Source organism: Agrobacterium burrii (genome assembly GCF_017313405.1).
GTDB lineage: Bacteria > Pseudomonadota > Alphaproteobacteria > Rhizobiales > Rhizobiaceae > Agrobacterium > Agrobacterium burrii.
In genome coordinates, this window is record NZ_JAFLNA010000011.1 from 139,243 (window position 1) to 157,881 (window position 18,639).

Annotated in this window: 13 protein-coding genes; 5 read left to right on the forward strand and 8 right to left on the reverse strand. The window is 59.6% G+C overall.

From position 1 onward, the window contains the following. Positions 1-310: 310 nt before the first annotated feature. From JZX89_RS19965 to JZX89_RS19985, 5 genes are read left to right on the forward strand one after another with little or no spacing between them, the layout of a single operon-like run. A complete protein-coding gene (locus tag JZX89_RS19965; RefSeq protein ID WP_207135138.1) occupies positions 311-1,564 on the forward strand; it encodes a sarcosine oxidase subunit beta family protein in 1,254 nt (417 codons plus the stop codon). Further along, the gene (locus tag JZX89_RS19970) at positions 1,564-1,974 is read left to right on the forward strand and encodes a hypothetical protein (RefSeq protein WP_174374668.1); all 411 of its coding nucleotides are present in this window, start codon (positions 1,564-1,566) and stop codon (positions 1,972-1,974) included. Before JZX89_RS19965 ends, JZX89_RS19970 begins: the two co-directional genes overlap by 1 nt. 11 nt (positions 1,975-1,985) lie before the next feature. After that, positions 1,986-2,300: a sarcosine oxidase subunit delta gene (locus tag JZX89_RS19975; RefSeq protein ID WP_137087356.1), complete on the forward strand. Its 315-nt coding sequence runs from the start codon at positions 1,986-1,988 to the stop codon at positions 2,298-2,300. Then, a complete protein-coding gene (locus JZX89_RS19980) occupies positions 2,297-5,257 on the forward strand; it encodes a sarcosine oxidase subunit alpha (protein WP_207135139.1) in 2,961 nt (986 codons plus the stop codon). Before JZX89_RS19975 ends, JZX89_RS19980 begins: the two co-directional genes overlap by 4 nt. Further along, complete coding sequence (locus JZX89_RS19985) at positions 5,250-5,804, forward strand: sarcosine oxidase subunit gamma (protein WP_207135140.1); 555 nt, start codon at positions 5,250-5,252, stop codon at positions 5,802-5,804. The genes JZX89_RS19980 and JZX89_RS19985 overlap by 8 nt, the downstream gene beginning before the upstream one ends. Here the strand turns inward: JZX89_RS19985 and JZX89_RS19990 are convergent. The 8 genes from JZX89_RS19990 to JZX89_RS20025 all read right to left on the reverse strand — a co-directional run bounded on the left by JZX89_RS19990 (position 5,801) and on the right by JZX89_RS20025 (position 18,547). Continuing rightward, complete coding sequence (locus JZX89_RS19990; protein ID WP_207135141.1) at positions 5,801-6,853, reverse strand: DUF2332 domain-containing protein; 1,053 nt, start codon at positions 6,851-6,853, stop codon at positions 5,801-5,803. The two genes, JZX89_RS19985 and JZX89_RS19990, sit on opposite strands and share 4 nt — an antisense overlap. A 24-nt stretch (positions 6,854-6,877) precedes the next feature. Further along, positions 6,878-7,366: a MaoC family dehydratase gene (locus tag JZX89_RS19995; RefSeq protein WP_207135142.1), complete on the reverse strand. Its 489-nt coding sequence runs from the start codon at positions 7,364-7,366 to the stop codon at positions 6,878-6,880. Between the two features lie 54 nt (positions 7,367-7,420). Further along, the gene (glgX, locus tag JZX89_RS20000; RefSeq protein WP_207135143.1) at positions 7,421-9,376 is read right to left on the reverse strand and encodes a glycogen debranching protein GlgX; all 1,956 of its coding nucleotides are present in this window, start codon (positions 9,374-9,376) and stop codon (positions 7,421-7,423) included. A gap of 136 nt (positions 9,377-9,512) precedes the next feature. After that, entirely contained in the window at positions 9,513-11,141 is a 1,629-nt protein-coding gene (locus JZX89_RS20005; protein WP_207135144.1) for an alpha-D-glucose phosphate-specific phosphoglucomutase, read from the reverse strand. Between the two features lie 4 nt (positions 11,142-11,145). Next, positions 11,146-12,588: a glycogen synthase GlgA gene (gene glgA, locus JZX89_RS20010; RefSeq protein WP_207135145.1), complete on the reverse strand. Its 1,443-nt coding sequence runs from the start codon at positions 12,586-12,588 to the stop codon at positions 11,146-11,148. A gap of 5 nt (positions 12,589-12,593) precedes the next feature. Beyond that, complete coding sequence (gene glgC / locus JZX89_RS20015; RefSeq protein WP_006313778.1) at positions 12,594-13,856, reverse strand: glucose-1-phosphate adenylyltransferase; 1,263 nt, start codon at positions 13,854-13,856, stop codon at positions 12,594-12,596. A 21-nt stretch (positions 13,857-13,877) separates the two neighbouring features. Then, entirely contained in the window at positions 13,878-16,085 is a 2,208-nt protein-coding gene (gene glgB, locus JZX89_RS20020) for a 1,4-alpha-glucan branching protein GlgB (RefSeq protein ID WP_207135146.1), read from the reverse strand. Continuing rightward, positions 16,085-18,547, reverse strand: a complete 2,463-nt coding sequence (locus JZX89_RS20025) for a glycogen/starch/alpha-glucan phosphorylase (RefSeq protein ID WP_149901217.1) — start codon at positions 18,545-18,547, stop codon at positions 16,085-16,087. The genes glgB and JZX89_RS20025 overlap by 1 nt, the downstream gene beginning before the upstream one ends. Positions 18,548-18,639: the final 92 nt, after the last annotated feature.

Consider the following 18,639-nt stretch of genomic DNA (forward strand, 5'->3'; position numbering starts at 1 on the left):
CCGTTCCTTTAGCTTGGTTATCTTGCTGTGCGAATAAAGGCATTCGCAGGCAAACAAAAAATCGTTCGCTTGGCTTTTTAGCCGTGCGATTGGTGTCGTGCATTATCAGATCATTTACGCCAAGTCCAGCCGATAAGCCGCAAACAACAGCTAAAATGCGACCCCTCCGCCATTCCCGCGGTCATGTCGAAACAAAACCATTGCGGCGTCGCAAAATGGATATTGCCTCCCATCTCGATTTGCCATGTGTATGATACGGGCCGGAACTATGCTTCCGGTTTCTGGCCGGTTCTTGAGGAGCAGATTGCGAATGCGCAAATATTCCGTTTTTGCCGTGGCGCGCGAGGCGCTCAGGGGTCATAAAGGGTGGGATGCGCAATGGGCATCACCCGAGCCGCGCAAGGATTATGACGTCATCATCATCGGCGGCGGCGGTCACGGTCTTGGTGCGGCCTATTATCTTGCCAAGGAACACGGCATCACCAATATCGCGGTGCTGGAAAAGGGCTGGCTTGGCGGCGGCAATACCGGCCGCAACACCACCATCATCCGCTCCAACTATCTCTATGAAGAGAGCATGGATATTTACGAGCATTCCCTGAAATTGTGGGAAGGCCTGAGCCAGGATCTCAATTACAACGTGATGTATTCGGCGCGCGGCGTGATGATGCTGTCGCACAATATTCACGACCGGCAGTCTTTCAGCCGGCACATCAATGCCAACCGTCTCTATGGCATCGACAATGAATGGCTGACGCCCGAACAGGCCAAAGCCTATTGTACGCCGCTCGATATTTCCGGCAATGCGCGTTATCCGATCAATGGCGCAGCACTCCAGCGCCGTGGCGGCACGGCGCGTCATGATGCGGTGGCCTGGGGTTATGCCCGCGCCGCCTCGGATCGCGGTGTGCACATCATCCAGAATTGCGAGGTCACGGCCATCAGGCGCGGACCGGACGGGGCAGTGACGGGCGTCGAAACCAATCGCGGTTTCATTGGCGCCAAGAAGATCGGCGTTTCCGCCGCCGGCCACTCCTCGGTTCTCATGAAGATGGCGGATGTGCGGGTGCCCCTACATTCCAACCCGCTGCAGGCGCTGGTGTCAGAGCCGCTGAAGCCGATCTTCCCTTGCGTCGTGATGTCCAACACGGTGCATGCCTATATTTCGCAGTCCGACAAGGGGGAACTGGTTATCGGCGCGGGCACCGACCAGTATAATTCCTATTCCCAAACCGGCGGCCTGCAGATCATCACCCATACGCTCGATGCCATCTGCGAGCTTTTCCCGATCTTCCGTCGCGTCAAGATGATGCGGCAATGGGGTGGCATCACCGACAACACACCTGACCGTTCCGCCATCCAGAGCGTGACGCCGGTGCCGAACCTCTTCGTCAATTGCGGTTGGGGCACGGGTGGTTTCAAGGCGACACCGGGTTCCGCCAATCTTTTTGCCCATCTCATCGCTCGTGGCGAACCGCATCGCCTTGCCGCCGGGCTGACACTCGACCGGTTCCGCACCGGCCGGCTCATCGATGAGGCCGCCGCGGCCGCGGTGGCGCATTGATGCTGGCGGCGGCTGTGCTCGCGATTAATATATCCGGCGCGGCCGCGGTCGTGCCTGTCGGCAGCATCATTCCCGAGGCCGAGGATTTTCGCAGTCAGAAAATTGCGAAGATGCAGGGTGAGAAAGACTGGCCTTTCGTGGCGGAAAAAGGCCTGCTGCTGTGTGCTCCAAGTCTCGCGGACAAGATGGTCTATTTCGTCGGCGAGAAGGAGGATGGCGGGCAGGACTATCCCTTCGCGATCGACACCGACATGATGGCGGTAGCCATCGTCAATATGGGCCGGGCCTCGGCGCTACGCCCCTTCGATAATTTCGCGCAGCTTCTGACGCGGCTTTCCCCCTTCGTAGCCATGGGAAAGCGGCTATGTGACCAACCAGCCGGAAGCGTCCTTCCGGAAAATTCTCTGTAGGTGGAACGACGATGCTTCTGATCCATTGCCCCTATTGCGGCGAAGACCGTTCCGAACTGGAATTTCGCTGGGCAGGCGAAGCCCATATCGCACGGCCGGAAAACATCGCCGATATTTCCGACGAGGCTTTCGCCGAATATTTCTTCATCCGCGACAATGACAAGGGCCTTGTTTTCGAGCGCTGGCGCCATATTCACGGTTGCGGCCGGTTCTTCAACGCCGCCCGCGATTCTGTCAGCGACAAATTTCTGATGACCTACAAGGCTGGTGAGCCAAAACCGGATGCCGAGACGGTTCTTTCCGCAGAAAAGGGAGCGGCTCGATGAGCGGCGATTATCGTATCAAGGGTGCAGGTCGCCTGACGCCCGCCAGAACCGCGCGCTTTACCTTTGATGGCAAGATTTATTCCGCGCTGGAGGGCGACACGGTTGCCTCCGCGCTTCTGGCAAACGGCGTGCATCTGATCGGCCGTTCGTTCAAATATCATCGGCCGCGCGGTTTTCTGTCTGCCGGACCGGAAGAGCCGAATGCGCTGATCGACGTCTCGCGCGACAGCATGCGCAAACAGCCGAATGTGCGCGCAACGGTGCAGGATGTGTTCGACGGCGCGATCATTGCCTCGCAGAACCGCTTTCCGTCGCTGTCCTTCGATATCAGCGCGATCAACGACTTTCTTTCGCCGATGTTTGCGGCTGGCTTCTACTACAAGACTTTCATGTGGCCGAAGGCTGCGTGGCACAGGATTTATGAACCGATCATCCGCCGTGCTGCCGGTCTTGGCAAAGCGCCGGGCGAACCGGATGCGGATCATTATTCCGGCCGTTACGCGCATTGCGACCTGCTGGTGGCTGGTGGTGGCGTTGCCGGTCTGACGGCTGCGCTGGCTGCGGCGAAAACCGGCGTCAGTGTCATTCTGGTGGATGAGAACGCCGAAATCGGCGGCGCGCTGCGCTTCGACACGGGTGCGGTTATTGATGGTCTGCCCGGCTATGAGTGGGCGCAGAAGGTTCTCGCTGAACTGAAATCCCTGCCTAACGTCCGTGTTCTGACCCGCACGACAGCCTTCGGTTATTACAACCACAATTTCGTGGCGCTGGCCGAACGCGTTACCGATCATCTCGCCACGCCCGCCAGACACCAGCCGCGCGAGCGGCTGTGGCAGGTGCGTGCCAAAAAGGTCGTTCTGGCGGCGGGTGCGATCGAGCGCCACATGGTCTTCGCCAATAACGACCGTCCCGGCATCATGCTGGCGTCGGCCGCGCGCACATATCTCAATCACTACGGGGTGGCTGTCGGCCACAATGTCGGTGTCTACACCGCCCATGATTCGGCCTATGAAACGGCCTTCGACCTGAAGAAGGCCGGCGTGAAGATCGCCGCCATCGTCGATTGCCGCGAAAACCCGGATCGGCTGCTGCTGGACGAGGCACGGGCACTCGGCATCGAAGTGCTGGCGGGCCACAGCGTTTATAATACGGCCGGCCGTCTGCGTGTGTCGTCCATGACCGTTGGCCGCAATGGCGGCTCCAATAAACGCAAGATCGCCATTGATGCGCTCGTCGTTTCCGCCGGCTGGACCCCGTCTGTGCATCTCTTCTCGCAATCGCGCGGCAAGCTGAAGTTTGACGCGGCTAACCAGCGCTTCCTGCCTGATATCCATGTGCAGGACTGTGTTTCTGTCGGCGCCTGCAACGGCACGGATGATCTCTCCGCGCTGATTGCCGAGGCGGCCACTGCCAGCGGTTCCGCTGTGGAGTTTTCCGGCGAAAATGCCCGTGGCTGGACCGGCGGCATGATCGGCGCTGCCGAGGGCGCGGGTGAAGGAACCGGGGTCAAGGCCTTCATCGATTTCCAGCATGATGTCTGCGCCAAGGATATCCGCCTTGCCGTGCGCGAGGGCATGCATTCCGTCGAGCACATCAAACGCTTCACCACCAATGGCATGGCGTCGGATCAGGGCAAGATGTCCAATATGCACGGGCTCGCCATCGCATCCGAAGCGCTGGGTCGGGATTTGCCCAAGGTCGGTCTCACCACCTTCCGTCAGCCCTATACACCGGTCACCTTCGGCACGCTCATCAACCATTCGCGCGGCGCGCTGTTTGATCCCACCCGCAAGACGCCGATGCACGAGGAAGAGGCGGCGGCAGGTGCGGTGTTCGAGGATGTCGGAAACTGGAAACGCGCCTGGTTCTTCCCGCGTGCGGGTGAGGACATGCATGAAGCAATCAACCGCGAGTGCAAGACGGTGCGGGAAAGCGTCGGCATCTTCGATGCTTCCACCCTCGGCAAGATCGAGGTTGTCGGCCCGGATGCGGCGAAGTTCCTCAACCTCATCTACACCAATGCCTGGGATACGCTGAAACCCGGCCGCTGCCGTTATGGCATCATGACCCGCGAGGATGGCTTCGTTTACGATGACGGCGTTGTCGGGCGTCTTGCCGAAGATCGTTTCCATGTGACGACGACCACGGGCGGCGCGCCGCGTGTTCTCCAGCACATGGAGGATTATCTCCAGACCGAATTCCCCGATCTCAACGTCTGGCTGACATCGGCCACCGAACAATGGGCTGTCATTGCCGTGCAGGGGCCGAAGGCGCGGGAAGTAATCGCTCCCTTTGTCGAGGGTATCGACCTTTCGCCGGAAGCCTTCCCGCATATGGCGGTGGCCGAGGGCAAGTTCTGCGGCGTGCCGACGCGGCTTTTCCGGGTTTCCTTCACCGGCGAACTTGGTTTCGAAATCAACGTTCCGGCCGATTACGGCGCAGCCGTCTGGACAGCGATCCGCGAAAGGGCCGAAGCCGTTGGCGGTTGCCTTTATGGCACCGAGACCATGCATATCCTGCGTGCGGAAAAGGGCTATATCATCGTCGGGCAGGATACGGACGGCACGGTGACGCCTGATGATGCCGGGCTTGCCTGGGCCGTTTCCAAAAAGAAGACGGATTTCGTCGGCATTCGCGGTCTCAAGCGCTCTGATCTCACGCGCTCCGGCCGCAAACAGCTGGTGGGTCTGAAGACGAAGGACAGGCTGATCGTTCCTGAAGAGGGCGGACAGATCGTCGTCGATCCGAACCAGCCGAAGCCCATGACCATGCTCGGCCATGTTACATCTGCCTATTGGTCAGAAAACCTCGGCCACTCCATCGCTTTTGCGCTGGTGGCGGATGGCAGGGCGCGCATGGGCGAAACGCTCTATATCCCGCTCGCCGATAAAACCATTGCCGTCGAGGTGACCGACATGGTCTTCCTCGACAAGGAAGGAGCCCGTCTCAATGGCTGATATGCTTCACGCAAAACGCAAATCCGTGCTTGAGGATTTCCGTGGCGGCTCGCCCTTCGTCTCGCTTAAACCTGCCGCTTCCGCGTCGCGGCTGTCGCTGCGCGCACGGGAAAGCGCCGTGCCGGCCCTTTCGGAAGCGCTTGGTCTTGCCTTGCCCACCAGCCCCAAAAGCGCCGTTACGTCAGGTCTGCGCTCTGCTCTCTGGCTCGGCCCGGATGAATGGCTGGTGATCGATCAGGGTGAGAGCGACCTGATGGCAGTACTGGCCTCCGTCCCCGGCCTGTTTTCGGCAACCGATGTTTCCCACCGCAACACGGCTGTCATCGTCTCCGGCCCTGGCGCGGAAGCGGCGCTCAATGCCGGCTGCCCGCAAGATCTTTCGCCCGCAAAATTCCCGGTCGGGGCCTGCTCACGTACCGTTTTCGGCAAGGCGGAAGTGGTGCTGTTACGCGTCGCGGACGACACGTTCCGGGTGGAATGCTGGCGCTCCTTCGCCGAGTATGTCGGCGGGCTGCTGCAGGAGGCGGCTGAGGACGTGGCGGTTTAAATTCGCTGGTTTTTCCAGCCGCGCCATTCCACCCAACGCCCATGAAAATCGGCGCGGCCGATTTCCTGCTTATCGCCGGCCGGCCAGATTTGCAGGGTAATTGCGGCGCTGCCGGACGTCTGGTCCGCTTCCATCTGCAGGCGGGCAAGCGGAGCCTCCGGTGTAGCGCGGGCGCCTGCCTCGGCAATCAAGGCTTCTCCGGCCTGCTTCAAGGCATCCGGCAAATATTGCCAGGCGACGGAATGGTAGATGACATGGGTGACGTCCGAATGCTGCGTGGCAAGGCGACGTTTCAGCCAGTCGATCGCATCGGCCTTTTCGACGTGCAAGCCGTTCTCCACCGCAATCTGTAGAGCCGCTGCCGTTCGCTCCAGCCTGTCGGTCTGATCGGCCCAGACATAGGACATCAACCGCAGGCGATCTTCGGTGGATGACGGATCGAGCGGGTTGAGATCGCAGCCGGCGCGCTCGATGACCTCAATTCGACGATCGGGCGGCGGAGCGTTTCCGCGCCATTCCGGCGAAAGAAAGACATCCGACTTCTCACCCCATGCAAGGTCACCCAGTCGATACTGGTAACGGTCAAATTGCAGGTTCAGCCCGGCGCTGGCGCCAACTTCCGAAAGCGCCAGCGGCTTGCCGGCAAGTGTTGCAATCGTCAGAAACCCCGGCAGCAGCACTGCGGAACGGCGAACTTCGTTGGTCTGTGGCGGTGATTTCAACCTCTCGAGGATAAAGGCCGCGTGAAAGCGCAACGCATCTTCGCAGGCTTGCCACAGCGTATCCTCGTTTTCGGGTGCGATATCGACAAGCGGCGCGATCTTGTCCTCAATGGCAAGCGCATGCAGGGCGCCCGCCAGCCGCAGGGGCACGGAATCGCCGGAGGGGCCGACATCACCCGGCCAGGAGAGGATTTTCTGACCCACTTCCGTCTGGCGGTCCAGCCGCGCCGAGACCGCGCGGCAAAGCCGTGCAGTAAAGGGCGAGCCGAGGCTGTCGCAAGCCCTTGCCTGAACGAGAAAAGCATTTCTTACGGCTTCATCATGCATGCGGTCTCTCCCTTGGGCCGTGGGTCAGATATCTTCCGGCCTGTCCTTCGGATTGAACTGGGTGATCGTCGTCCAGCGGGCGGTGAGCGCCGGCTTTCTTTCGTTTTCGATCTCCACCGTCACATCATAGGTCGTCATCAGCATGGCGGCGCCGCGAAAGCGGGCTTCCGCCAGGATGAACCGGCCGCGCACCCGCGCCCCACATTTAACCGGCGCGACGAAACGGACGGCGTCGAAGCCGTAATTGAGGCCCATGATCTGTTCGCGAATAGGGGGCACGGCGTCGTAGTAGAGCGCCGAAAGCAGAGATAGCGTCAGGAACCCATGCGCGATGGTGCCACCAAAAGGGCTTTCCGCTTTGGCGCGCTCCGGGTCCGTGTGGATGAACTGCTCGTCCAAAGTTGCCTTTGCAAAAGCGTCGATCATCGTCTGATCGACGACGATCCACTCGGAAACGCCCATTTCCGTGCCGACGAGACTTTTAATCTCTGCCAGCCCTATGTCCTTTGCCATCTTGTCTCTTTCCGGTTGCGTCGCACGCCATATAAGGGTGCGAGGGCCAGGCGATCAACCGCGCAGATAAAACACCACCGAACGGGCAGGCAGGAAAGCGGGATTACCGAAATCCGTGCCGATAGCTTTCCAGCCATTGCCGGGCAAGGTAAAGGGCACAATCTCCCGGCTGCGGTTGATGAGTACGGCGAGTTCGACCTCGTTTCCACTCTGACGATCGGAGGTGGAAAGCACCATGGCGAAGGCTGTCGCGTCCGGCCTTTCCCAGTCTGAAACCGTCATGGGTTTGCCGCCGGGAGCAAGCCACGCCACATCGTCCTTGCCAGAGAAAAATGCGGTTTGCGAAAAGACGCCGAAGCGTTTGCGCAGTGCGGAAAGAAAGGCGGTGTGGTCGATCAGTTCCGGGGAAAGCGATGACCAGTCGACCCAGTTGATCTCATTGTCCTGACAGTAGGCATTGTTGTTGCCCTGCTGGCTGCGGCCGCCCTCATCGCCGGCAGTCAGCATCAATGCGCCGCGGCTGACGAAAAGCGTGGAAAGTAGTGCTTTCACATCCGCAAGGCGCGCGGCGACAATGGCGGGATCATCGCTTCGGCCTTCGACGCCGTTGTTCCAGGAATGATTGTCGTTATGGCCGTCGCGATTGTTCTCGCCGTTTTTTTCATTGTGCTTGTGGTTGTGGCTGACGAGATCGAACAGCGTGAAACCATCATGGGCGGCAAGGAAATTGACGCTGCGGCTGTTTGAGCGACCATGGCGGGAAAAGATCGGAGACGACCCCGACAGCGCATTGGCGAGCGCCCCGGTGGTTCCCGCATCCCCGCGCCAGAACCGGCGCATGTCGTCACGGGCGCGGTCGTTCCATTCCAGAAAGCTTTCGGGGAAATTGCCGAGCTGGTAACCGCCGGGGCCGATATCCCAGGGTTCAGCGATCAGCACACGATCGTGAAGCACTGCGTCCGAATGCATGGCCGCAAGCGTTTCGCTGGCCATATCGAAGCCATTGGCCGTTCGGCCAAGCACGGGTGCGAGATCGAAACGGAAGCCGTCAATACCGGCATTCAGGACGAAATGCCTGAGCGCATCGATGATGAGCTGGCGCACATAGGGGTGGTCGCAGGCGACCGTATTGCCGGTTCCGGTATCATTGACCAGCACACCGGGTTCTCCCGGCGGGTGACGGAAGGCGGTAAGATTGTCGAGACCACGCAACGACAAAATCGACCCTTCAATGTCGCTTTCACCCGTATGGTTGAAAACCAGATCGAGAATGACACCAATGCCTTCCGCGTGCAGCGCGGCCACCGTGTCGCGTAATTCCCGCACACCGCCGGGGCAAAGGCGCGGATCGAGCGCCATGAAGCCGACCGGGTTGTAGCCCCACGCATTGGAAAGGCCAAGCGGCGGCAGGTGGCGCTCGTCGATCCAGGCAGTGATCGGCATCAGCTCCACGGCATCCACGCCGATTTTTTTCAGATGCGCGATGATGGCGGGATGAGCCAGCGCCGCGACGGTGCCCCTGATGTTTTCCGGTACCTCGGGATGCAATTTGCTGAAGGATTTGACCGCGAGTTCGTAAATCAGTCCGCCTTCGGCAAAAAGCGGCGGTTGGCGTTTGAGCGGTTCGTATTGCGAAAGGATCGCCTTGGGCATGATACCGCCCGTTTCTTCGCCAAAAGCGTACAGGGCCGGATCATGCCGGAAGGGGCGGTCGATCTCGGTGGCATAGGGGTCAAGCAGCAGTTTTGATGGGTCGAACCACAGGCCATGTTCCGGGGCGTAAATTCCGTGGGCGCGGTAGCCATATCGCGTGCCGGGACCGGCATCTGCCACCGTTAAACGGTGAATATCATCTTCTCCGCGTTTCATTGGCAGACGGGCGGTCTCTTTTTCACCGGCTGCATCAAAAAGGCAAAGATCGATCTGCGAAGCGTGCCGGGAATAAACAGCGAATTCCGCTCCGTTTTCCGTCTGGGTTGCGCCTTTGGGGAAAACGGGTGGGTTCTGCATGGTCTGTCTCTCCGGAGGGGATGGTGTTTCTCCTCCGGAACGGAGAAGGTAGAGGCAAGGCCGAATGAGGGGCGATTGGAGCGTCCCTCATTCCAGTCGCGTCTCGTGCCCGAGCTGGCGAGCGGGCGGCAAGTCCTCAGGTAATGACGCTCGGTTCGTTGCGGCCGGTATGGGCCTTGATACCGGCGATCGTATCGGCAACGGAAATCAGGTCGGCGAGCGCCTCCTGTGTTTCGATGCCGTGACGGGCCGTATCCGCCTCGTAGCGCTCCACGTAAAGCCTGAGCGTCGCGCCTGCCGTGCCGGTGCCGGAAAGGCGTAGCACGATGCGCGAACCGCCTTCGAACAGGATGCGGATGCCTTGGTTTTTGCTGACGGATTGATCGACCGGGTCGAGATAGGCGAAATCATCCGCAGCCGCGACTTTCAGATTGCCGTAGCTGGTGCCGGGAAGTGTGGCGAGTTTTTCGCGCAGGATGGCGACCAGCGTGTTGGCGGCGTCCGAATCCACTTCTTCGTAGTCGTGGCGGGAATAATAGTTGCGGCCATATTCGGCCCAGTGCCTGGTGACGATGTCTTTTACGCTTTCCTTGCGGGCGGCGACGATGTTCAGCCAGAACAGCACTGCCCAGAGGCCATCCTTTTCACGCACATGGTTGGAGCCGGTGCCAAAACTTTCTTCGCCACAGATCGTGACTTTGCCGGCGTCCATGAGGTTGCCGAAGAATTTCCAGCCGGTCGGCGTCTCATACATGCCAAGCCCGAGCTTTTCGGCGACACGGTCGGCTGCGGCACTTGTCGGCATGGAGCGGGCAATGCCGGAAATGCCGGCGGCATAACCGGGCGCCAGTCTGGCATTGGCAGCGATGATCGCGAGACTGTCGGACGGGGTGACGAACATGCCTTTGCCGACGACCATATTGCGGTCGCCGTCGCCATCGGAGGCCGCGCCGAAGTCGGGGCCTTCCGGGCTCATGACATCGTCATAAAGCTCCTTGGCGTGCACGAGGTTGGGGTCGGGATGGTGGCCGCCGAAATCCGGAAGCGGCGTGGCGTTCCTGACCGAGCCTTTCGGTGCGCCCAAGCGCTTTTCGATGATTTCCACAGCATAGGGGCCGGTGACGGCGCTCATGGAATCGACGACGACCTTGAAGCCGCCGGCGATGAGAGCGCGAATGGCCGCGAAATCGAACAGTTCTTCCATCAGTGTGGCGTAGTCAGCAACCGGGTCGATCACATCGACCGTCAGCTCATCCACCTTGAAGCTGCCCACCTTGTCGAGATCGATATCGGCGGCATCGGAAATCTTGTAGCTGTCGATGACCTTGGAGCGGGCATAGATCGCGTCGGTGATCTTTTCCGGGGCGGGACCGCCATTGCCGATATTGTATTTGATGCCGAAATCTTCGGTCGGGCCGCCCGGATTGTGGCTGGCGGAGAGCACGATGCCGCCGAAAGCCTTGTATTTGCGGATGATGTTGGAGGCGGCGGGCGTGGAGAGAATACCGCCCTGACCGACTAGCACCTTGCCGAAACCGGCAGCGGCGGCCATCTTGATCGCCTTCTGGATGACTTCGCGGTTGTAATAACGGCCATCGCCGCCGATCACCAGCGTCTGGCCCTGAAAACCTTCAAGCGCGTCGAAGATCGACTGGATGAAGTTCTCGGCGTAATTTTCCTGGGCAAAGACGGGCACCTTCTTGCGCAGCCCGGATGTGCCGGGCTTCTGGTCCTGATAGGGCGTCGTCTGAACAGTCTTGATCATTGTTTCAATGGCCTTTCGAAATAAGCTGGCTGTAAAGCGCGGCGTAGAGACCGGCGCTTTTTTCCCAGGAAACATCGGATTTCATGCCGAGTTTCTGCATTTGTGTCCACAGTTTCGGTTCGTGGTAATAACGCACGGTCCGGCGGATCGCCTGTTTGAGACCGTCGAGCGTAACGGGGGAGAATTGCACGCCGGTCGCCGCCTTGCTGGCGAGCGCGGCATGGTTGGCGTCGATTACGGTGTCGGCAAGGCCGCCGGTGCGGGCGACAACCGGAATGCAGCCATAACGCAGCGCGTAAAGCTGTGTCAGCCCGCAGGGCTCGAAGCGTGAGGGAATGATGATTGCATCGCAGCCTGCCTGCATGAGATGCGATAGCGGCTCGTTATAACCGACGGCAACACCGACGCGGCCATGGTGACGGGATGCCGCCGCAAGAAGCGCGCCTTCCAGTGCCACTTCGCCCGCCCCCAGCACCACAAGCCTGCCGCCGAGGGAAACGATTTCGTCCACGGCTTCCGCCATGAGATCGATGCCCTTCTGCCAGGTGAGGCGGGAGATGATGCAGAAAAGCGGGCTGTCATCTTCATCGATACGGAAATGTTCGGCGACCGTCTTCTTGTTCACGGCGCGGTTCTTCAGATTGGCGGCGGAATAATTGTCGTGGATCAGATGGTCGGTGGCCGGGTTCCAGACATCGGCGTCGATGCCGTTGACGATGCCGTGCAGCACATGGGCGCGGCTGCCGATCACCCCTTCCAGCCCCATGCCGAATTGCGGGGTGAGGATTTCCTCCGCATAGGAAGGGCTGACGGTGCTGAGCGCCGTTGCCGTCTGCAGACCGCCCTTGAGGAAGCTCACATCGTTATAATATTCGATGCCTTCCATGCCGAAAGCATGGGCAGGCAATTCGAGCTTGCTGAAGATATTGGCGCCGAACTGACCCTGAAACGCGATGTTATGGACGGTGAGAAGGCTCGGAATCTCCGGCGTTTCGGCATAACGCATATACACAGGTGTCATTGCGGCCTGCCAGTCATGCGCATGCACCATATCCGGCCGCCAGCCGGGGAGCACACCGGCGCCAATGCGCGCCGCCGCCAGCGACAATGCCGCAAAACGTTTCCAATTATCAGGATAATCCTTGCCGGTCTGGTTGAGATAAGGTCCGCCGGACCGCTCGTAATAAGCGGGTGCATCGAGAATGAGGAGATCCAACCCCTCATGCCGCACCTCGAGCACGTCGGCTTTTTCACCGAGCAGATCGGAAAATTCGAAACATTTGACAGGGTCCGTCACGGCGGCTTTCACCGCCGGATATCCGGGTATCAATGTGCGCGTTCTGACGCCATGGGCTTCGAGCGCGATGGGGAGCGCGCCGGCAACGTCGGCGAGCCCTCCGGTCTTGATCAGGGGATAGATTTCGGATGAAACCGAAAGGACATTCATGGGCTCTACAGGTCCAGCTTGTCGATCATCGATTGGGTGATAAGGCAGATGCCGCTTTCCGTGCGGCGGAAACGTTTGGCATCCAGTTCTGGGTCTTCTCCTACAATCAGCCCTTCGGGAATGACCACGCCGTGGTCGATGACGACGTTGCTGAGCTGGGCATGACGCCCGATCTTCACACTCGGCAGTACTACGGCATTCTCAAGGCGGGAGTATGAATTGGCCCGCACGCCGGTGAACAGCAGGCTGCGGTTGAGGGCGGCGCCGGAAATGATGCAGTCACCGGAAACGACCGACGACACGGCCGAACCACGGCGATCCTCATCGTCATGCACGAATTTCGCCGGCGGGGTGATTTCGGCATAGGTCCAGATCGGCCAGGATTTGTCGTAGATGTCGAGGTCGGGCACCACGTCCGTCAGATCGATATTGGCCTGCCAGTAGGCATCGATCGTGCCGACATCGCGCCAGTAGGGCTCGTGCTCGAAATCGGAGCGAACGCAGGAATCGGCAAAGCGGTGCGCGACGGCTTTGCCGTGTTCGACGATATAGGGAATGATGTCCTTGCCGAAGTCGCGGCTGGAGGTCGGGTCGGCGGCGTCGCGACGCAGCGCTTCCATCAGGAATTTCGTGTGGAAGACGTAGATGCCCATCGAAGCGAGCGCGAAACCCTCATTTCCGGGAATGCCGGGCGGATCGGCCGGCTTTTCGATGAAGTCGATGATCTCGTCTTTTTCGTTCACATGCATCACGCCGAAACCGGTTGCTTCCATGCGCGGCACTTCCAGGCATCCGATCGTTACGTCGGCACCGGAATCCACATGCTGTTGCAGCATGTATTCGTAATCCATCTTGTAGATGTGATCGCCGGCCAGAATGACCATATATTCCGGGGCATAGGGTTCGATGATGTCGATGTTCTGGTAAACGGCGTCGGCGGTGCCTTCATACCACTGCGTTTCGGAGACGCGCTGCGAGGCCGGCAGAATGTCGAAGCTCTCGTTACGTTCGGGGCGGAAGAAGTCCCAGCCGCGCTGCAGGTGGCGGATAAGCGAGTGCGCCTTGTATTGCGTGGCGACGCCGATGCGGCGAATGCCGGAATTGAGCGCGTTGGAGAGCGCAAAATCGATGATGCGCGCCTTGCCGCCGAAATAAACGGCGGGTTTTGCGCGGCGGTCCGTCAGTTCCTTCAGGCGACTTCCTCTTCCGCCTGCGAGGACATAGGCCATTGCATCACGCGCCAGTGGCTGAACTCTTTTTTCCGACATGGTGTCCTCCCTCTCTGTCTGTCAGTTTTCCGGCTCGAGCATGATCGTCGCCAAAGGCGGCAGGACGAGCATCGCCCCAATTTCTCCACCGGCATCGACCGCCTGAACACGTCCGCCATTTCCCTTGCCGCTGCCGCCGTAGATTTCGGCATCGGTGTTGAGAATCTCCCGCCATCGCCCTGCCAGAGGCAGCGGCACATAATAGTTTTCCCGGTAGACCGGGGTGAGATTACAGATAACCGCCACCGGTTTTTCGCCCGGTGCCGACCGCAGCCATGCGAAGACGGAATTCTCGTGATCGTCGACCACCAGCCAGCGGAAACCTTCCGGCTCGCAGTCGCGGGCGTGCAGCGCGGCTTTCGAACGATAGGTGAGGTTGAGATCGCGCACGAGGCGGCGCATGCCCTCATGCATCGGATATTGGCGAAGGTTCCAGTCGAGCGCGCCCTTTTCGCTCCATTCGCTCCACTGGGCGAATTCCTGGCCCATGAACAGCAGCTTCTTGCCGGGATAACCCCACATGAAACCGTAATAGGACCGCAGATTGGCGAATTTCTGCCAGTCGTCGCCGGACATTTTGGCGATCAGCGATCCCTTGCCGTGCACCACCTCGTCATGGGAAAGCGGCAACACGAAATTTTCGGTGAAGGCATAAAGCAGCCCGAAGGTCAGTTCCTGATGGTGGAACTTGCGATGCACCGGCTCCCGCGAGAAATAACTCAGCGTGTCGTGCATGAAGCCCATGTTCCATTTGAAGCCGAAACCGAGACCACCTTCGTGGACGGGCTGGGACACCTTCGGCCATGAGGTTGATTCTTCCGCGATCGTCATGACGCCCGGATGGGTGCCGTAGACAAGCGAATTCATCTTTTGCAGGAAGCGCACGGTTTCCAGATTTTCGCGCCCGCCATATTCGTTGGGGATCCACTCGCCTTCCTTGCGGGAATAATCGAGGTAGAGCATCGAGGCGACCGCATCGACACGCAGGCCGTCGAGATGGAATTTCTCGGCCCAATAAAGCGCGTTGTTGATGAGGTAGGACATCACCTCGACGCGACCGAAATTATAGATGGCCGTGTTCCAGTCGGGATGAAAACCCTGACGCGGATCGGCATGTTCGTAAAGCGCCGTACCGTCAAACCAGCGCAGGCCGTGCTCGTCAGTCGGGAAATGGGCCGGCACCCAGTCGAGGAGCACGCCGATACCGACCTTGTGCGCGCCGTTGACGAAACGCGCAAAGCCTTCTGGATCGCCGAAACGGGCAGTCGGGGCGTAAAGGCCGGTCGTCTGGTAACCCCAGGAGGGATCGTAAGGATGTTCGGTGATCGGCAGGAACTCGATATGGGTGAAGCCCATATCCGTGCAATAGGGGATGAGCTGCGCGGCCATTTCGTCCCAGCTGAGGAAGGTGCCGTCCTCGCGACGCTGCCAAGAACCGGCGTGAACCTCGTAAATGCTGATCGGCTGGCGACGCTGGTCCACCTGCGCCCAATGTTCGCGGTGAGCCTGATCTTCCCATTTTTGCGTCAGTTCCGGCGCGGTGACGGAAGCGTTTTTCGGCCGCAACTCGCCGCGCCGCGCATAGGGGTCGGCCTTTAGCGGCAGAAGCTCGCCATTGGCACCGAGGATTTCGAATTTATAGGCGCAACCGACATAGACGTCAGGTGCGAAGATTTCCCAGATGCCGGTATCCTTGCGGAAGCGCATCACATGCCGGCGACCATCCCAATTGTTGAAATCACCGACGACGGAAACGCGCCTGGCATTGGGAGCCCAGACGGCAAAATGAAAACCTTCGACGCCTTCGAGCTTTAGAGGATGTGCGCCCATCTTGTCGAATAGCCGCAGATGCGATCCTTCGCGGACGAAATAATCGTCCATCGGCCCGAGAACCGGGCCGAAGCTGTAAGGGTCCGTCACCGCCCATTCGGCATCATCGCGGCCAGCCCGATAACGCACCGGCTGGCGCGATGTGAGCTCAACCGGACCTTCGAAAAAACCTTCCGGATCGAGCTGCTTTAGCTCGCCAATGAAGTTCCCGTCCAATGTCAGGACTGAAACTTCCTCGGCGCCCGGAATGAAACAGCGGGCGGAAAACCCTTCCGGCGTTTCATGAACGCCGAGAAGGGCAAAGGGATTGGAATGCAAACCGCTCTTTATCGCCTCGATTTCAGCCTTCGTGATGTCGCCAGTCTTTTTCTCTTCGGCCGAATTGAGCGGTTTTTTCATCAGGCTCTCCAGATCTCGGTGGCATATTGCCGGATCGTCCTGTCGGACGAGAACCAGCCCATGCGCGCCGTGTTGTGAACTGTTTTGGTGTTCCAGCTATCCTGATCGCTCCAGATCGCATCCACCTTGCGCTGCGCGTCGGCATAGGCGTCGAAATCGGCGGCGACCATGAACCAGTCGCTATTGTATATACCGTCGATGAGGGCGGAAAAACGCGAACGGTCATCGGGTGAGAACACGCCGGACGCAATGGACGACAGCGCCTGAGACAATTCCGTGGACTGTTCGATGATCGCACGGGGATTGTGACCTTCGGCACGGGCCTTTGCGACTTCTTCCGCCGTCATGCCGAAGATGACGATGTTGTCAGCGCCGACATGTTCGAGCATTTCGACATTTGCACCATCGAGCGTGCCAATGGTGAGCGCGCCGTTGAGAGCAAACTTCATGTTGCCGGTGCCGGAGGCTTCCATACCTGCGGTCGAAATCTGTTCCGAGAGATCGGCGGCGGGAACCATGATTTCCGCAAGCGAGACATTATAGTTCGGAATAAACACCACTTTCAGAAGCCCACGCACGGCCGGATCGTTGTTGATGACCCGGGCAATATCATTGGCAAGCTTTATGATCAGCTTCGCGTTGTGATAACTCGGTGCTGCCTTGCCTGCGAAGAACTTAACGCGCGGTACCCATTCCAGTTCCGGGTGAGAACGGATCTGGTCGTAAAGCGCTACCGTCTCGATAAGGTTCAGAAGCTGGCGCTTATATTCGTGGATGCGCTTGATCTGAATGTCGAACATGGCCGAGGGATCGACGCGGATGCCCATGCGCTGCGCCACCGTGTTGGCAAGGCGCACCTTGTTCAGACGCTTCACTTCGGCGAATTTCTCGCGGAAACCGGCATCGTCGGCGAAGCGGTCAAGGGCAGTGAGCTTTTCCGCATCGTCGAGGAAGTCGTCGCCGATCGCCTCGCGCACCAGCCCCGTCAGGCCGGGGTTGCACTGCATCAGCCAGCGGCGGGGCGTGATGCCGTTGGTCTTGTTGTTGATGCGATCGGGATAAAGGTAATGCAGGTCGGCGAAGACCGTTTCCTTCATAAGCTCGGTATGAAGTGCTGAGACGCCGTTGATAGAATGCGAGCCGATGAAGGCGAGGTTGCCCATGCGCACACGGCGCTCGCCGCCTTCATCGATCAGCGAGATGGAGCGGATCTGCTGATCCGCCATCTTCTTTTCCTTGCGGGCATAGACCAGCGTATTGGCATTGATCGCGTAGACGATCTGCATGTGCCTCGGCAGCAACCGCTCGAGCAGCGGCACCGGCCAGCTTTCCAGCGCTTCCGGCAGAAGCGTGTGGTTGGTGTAGGAGAAAGTTCCCCGGGTAATGGTCCAGGCTTCGTCGAACTCAAGTCCATGCACATCGCATAGCAGGCGCATCATTTCGCAGATGGAAATGGCCGGATGGGTGTCGTTGAGCTGGATCGAAACCTTGTCCGGCAGCGAGGTGAAATCAGGATATTGCTGAAGGTGGCGGCGCAGAATGTCCTGCAGCGAGGCGGAAGAGAAGAAGAACTCCTGCCGCAGGCGCAGTTCCTGGCCGGCGGGCGTTGCGTCCGCAGGGTAGAGAACGCGCGTCAGGCTTTCTGCCTTGTTGCTTTCCCGCAGGGCGCCGATGTGATCGCCGGCATTGAAGGCGGCGAGAAGAATGGGGTCGATCGGCTGTGCCGACCACAGGCGCAGCGTGTTGACGCGGGTGCCGCGCCAGCCGACGACCGGCGTGTCATAGGCCATGGCAATCACACGCTCGGCCGGCTTCCAGACGAAACGCTGCGGCTCTTCATAGCCGCCGATGGTTTCCACCGATCCGCCGAAGCCAATTTCATAGGAGCTTTCACGACGTTCGAATTCCCACGGATTACCGTGCGCCAGCCATGTTTCCGGCAGTTCCACCTGCCAGCCATCCGCCATCTGCTGGCGGAAGAGGCCGTGCACGTAACGAATGCCATAGCCATAGGCGGGAATATCGACGGTGGCCATGGATTCCATGAAGCAGGCGGCCAGACGGCCGAGACCACCATTGCCGAGTGCGGCATCCGGCTCCAGCCCGGCGATGACGTCGAGATCGACACCGAGCGAAGACAGTGCATCGCGGATTTCGTGCATCAGGCCGATATTGGAGATGGCGTCGCGCATCAGGCGGCCGATCAGGAATTCCAGCGACAAATAATAAACGCGCTTGGAATTATCGGCATAGGCCTTGCGGGTGGATGCCATCCATTTGTCGATGATGCGGTCACGGACAACAAGAATGGTTGCGGTCAGCCAGTCATGCGGCTTGGCTACCTTGACGTCCTTGCCGATACGGTAAGTCAGTCGCTCGATGATTTCCGCTGCCATGATTTCCGGGTTGGAACTGCGCGGGGCGGGGCGGGGAAGATCGGCGGCGTTGAGATTATTGATCATTGGTCGGTCAGCACCTTGGTGGGAGGAGAGGGTCTGAGAGGTCGATCCGGCTTGCCTTTGCTGACGCCAGTTTATGCATCGATATGGAGGCG